Raw genomic sequence first — 2,980 nt, 5'->3', positions numbered from 1 at the left:
TGTTAGAATGTACCTTTTCAACCATTGCTTCAAATTTATTCCTCTTTTCACGCATGGCTTTTAATCCCGTTGTTTCTTTGTCAAACATGGGCGATGCTTCCTGTTCGATGCTTACAGCATTATCAGTAAATAATTCACTTTTAGCCTGGTCGTATTCACCTTTACTGCAAAGTTCTTTAAGCCTGCCGGCAATTTGTTTTGTTGTCATACTGGTGGTGGATGTTGTTGACACAACGATAAATTTTTAGATTAAAAAAATAGAATTTCAGTAAAGAAGATCCCATAAATTAGGCCAAACCAAATTTTAAAAAACATTAAATTATTATTACCTTCTATAATCAGATGCCCTTGCCCGTTTATGAAGCAGTCTGGCGGACAGTTGTTTTGTTTGATTGAATGAGCAAATAATTACACACTTTTTATAAAGCGAACAGGCCATACTTGCAGAACTGAACAGGGGTAAAGCTATTACTACTGGCATAGGGTTTGGCTTTAGGCCGTAAAACCTTTCATGATAGGCATGGTCTTCCAGAGTTTTAAAAGCTATAATCCATTATCAACATATTTCTTCACTAAAAGGCAGATAGGTTTATTTTTGAAGAATGGCAGTAACTTCAGAAAATTAATCACCGTCAAAAATATCATAGAAAAATGGCAGAAGATACTCAAGAGCAAATTGAACAACTGGGCATTAATACGGTAAGGGTTTTATCGATTGATGCAGTGCAAAAAGCAAACTCCGGCCATCCGGGAATGCCGATGGGAGCAGCGCCAATGGGGCATGTGCTTTGGGCAACTTATATGCGCTACAATCCCACAAATCCCGACTGGCCAAACAGGGATCGTTTTATATTGTCCGCCGGACATGGCTGTATGTTGCAGTACAGTTTTTTATACCTTACCGGGTACGACTGTACGCTGGATGATCTTAAAAATTTCAGACAACTCAATAGTAAAACAGCCGGCCATCCGGAGCATGGTTTAATGCCCGGAATTGATGTTACAACAGGGCCGCTTGGTCAGGGCTTTGCCAATGGTGTTGGATTTGCCATTGCGCAAAAACATTTGGCGGCCAGGTTTAATAAGCCCGGTTTCGATCTTTTTAATTATAACATTTATGCCATCTGCAGTGATGGAGATATGATGGAAGGCGTTACGTCAGAAGCAGCCTCGCTGGCAGGCCATCTTAAGCTGGGCAACCTGATTTATTTGTACGATGATAACCATATTTCAATAGAAGGCAGTACAGGCATAACTTTTACAGAAGATGTAGCTAAACGTTTTGAAGCGTATGACTGGCATGTGCAGGTGGTGGAAGATGGAAATGATATTGCCGCAATAGGCGCTGCAGTAAAAAATGCAAAGGATGAAACCAGCCGTCCTTCCTTAATAAAAGTTCGCACGCACATTGCCTACGGTAGTCCCAATAAAGTAGATACTGCCGGAGCTCATGGTTCACCATTGGGGGCCGAAGAAGTAAAACTGGTAAAGAAATTTTTTGGATTTGATCCGGAAAAGTTCTTTGTTATACCCGAAGAAGTACTAAATTATTATCGTGCCATTGGCGAACAAGGAACGGCACTGGAAAAAGAATGGAATGAATTATTCAGCAAGTATAAATTATCTTTTCCCGGACTGGCAGCGGAATATGAAGCGGCATTGGGCGGAAAATTGCCTGAAGGATGGAAAGATAAGTTGCCCATGTTTGAACCATCGGATAAAAAAATGGCTACGCGGCAGGCATCCGGAAAAGTATTGAATGCTATTGCAGAAAGCCTGCCCAATTTGATTGGTGGTTCAGCCGACCTGGCACCTTCTACCGATACCAATCTTAACGGCTATGAATCATTTACGCCCAATAGTTATGATGGTAGAAATTTTCATTTCGGTATCCGGGAACATGCTATGGGCGCCGTTTTAAACGGAATGGCACTTACTAAAGGTGTGATTCCGTACGGTGCTACTTTCCTGATATTTTCTGAATACATGCGTCCACCAATCCGGCTGGCAGCCATCATGAAAATACGGCCTATTTTTGTATATACGCACGATAGTATCGGGCTGGGCGAAGATGGCACCACGCATCAACCGGTTGAGCAATTAATTTCACTTCGATCTATACCAAACATTACTTTGATACGTCCTGCCGATGCCAACGAAACCGCCCAGGCATGGCGTGTAGCGTTGGAACATACCACCGGACCGGTTGTGCTTGTTTTTACAAGGCAGGGTTTGCCCATCATTGACCAGTCTAAATTTGGTAAGGCTACCGAACTGGAAAAAGGGGCTTATATTTTATCGGATTCTTTTGTAGATCCACAGATAATTTTGGTTGCTTCGGGTTCTGAAGTAGATTTGATTTTGCAGGCACAGGCAAAGCTTACTGAAATAGGTATTGCCAGCCGGGTAGTGAGCATGCCCTCCTGGGAATTGTTTGAAAAACAGGATGCTGAATATAAAGAACAAATATTTCCATCGGCCATAAAAAAACGCCTGGCAGTTGAGGCAGGCTCGCCATTGGGATGGCATAAATATGTAACCGATGAAGGGGATGTTATTGCTATGACTGGGTTTGGTGAGTCTGCACCGGCAGAAGATTTATATAAATTGTTTGGGTTTACTGTAGAAAATGTGGTGAATAAAGCAATGGAATTATTGAAAATAAAATAAGTAATGGCGATAATAAACAATTAGCAGCTGTATATTAATTTGGTAAAAATATTATTGCCCAAACATTTATAACTATGTGCAACTTCATTGGCGTCGCACTCTTGTACTATAAAAACTATATGGAACTTTTATTAAAGCGTATCAGGTATTTTTTTATCCCGAACTTTTAAATAATCAATTTTGAAATTTCTGTTAGCCTTTTTAATTTTGAATTAAAAATTCTTTTCAATTTAAAAACTCATCATTCATAACTCATAACTAAAACAAAGTGAAAATAGCAATCGCGGCAGATCACGGCGGATACGAATTA

2 protein-coding genes are annotated in these 2,980 nt (G+C 40.4%); one reads left to right on the top strand and one right to left on the bottom strand.

Translation table 11 applies throughout. The features are described from left to right. The coding region (locus H7254_RS14460) for a SnoaL-like domain-containing protein (protein ID WP_367875449.1) at nucleotides 1–232 on the bottom strand (232 nt) is incomplete at its 3' end. A gap of 419 nt (nucleotides 233–651) precedes the next feature. Between H7254_RS14460 and tkt the strand changes: the two genes are divergently transcribed. Then, complete coding sequence (tkt, locus tag H7254_RS14455) at nucleotides 652–2,670, top strand: transketolase (protein ID WP_301933635.1); 2,019 nt, start codon at nucleotides 652–654, stop codon at nucleotides 2,668–2,670. The last annotated feature ends 310 nt before the right edge of the window (nucleotides 2,671–2,980 follow it).

The sequence above is a fragment of the Ferruginibacter sp. genome (assembly GCF_014377975.1).
GTDB lineage: Bacteria > Bacteroidota > Bacteroidia > Chitinophagales > Chitinophagaceae > Ferruginibacter.
Note: the sequence above shows the minus strand (reverse complement) of the source record. Positions and strands in the feature narration are given on the sequence as shown.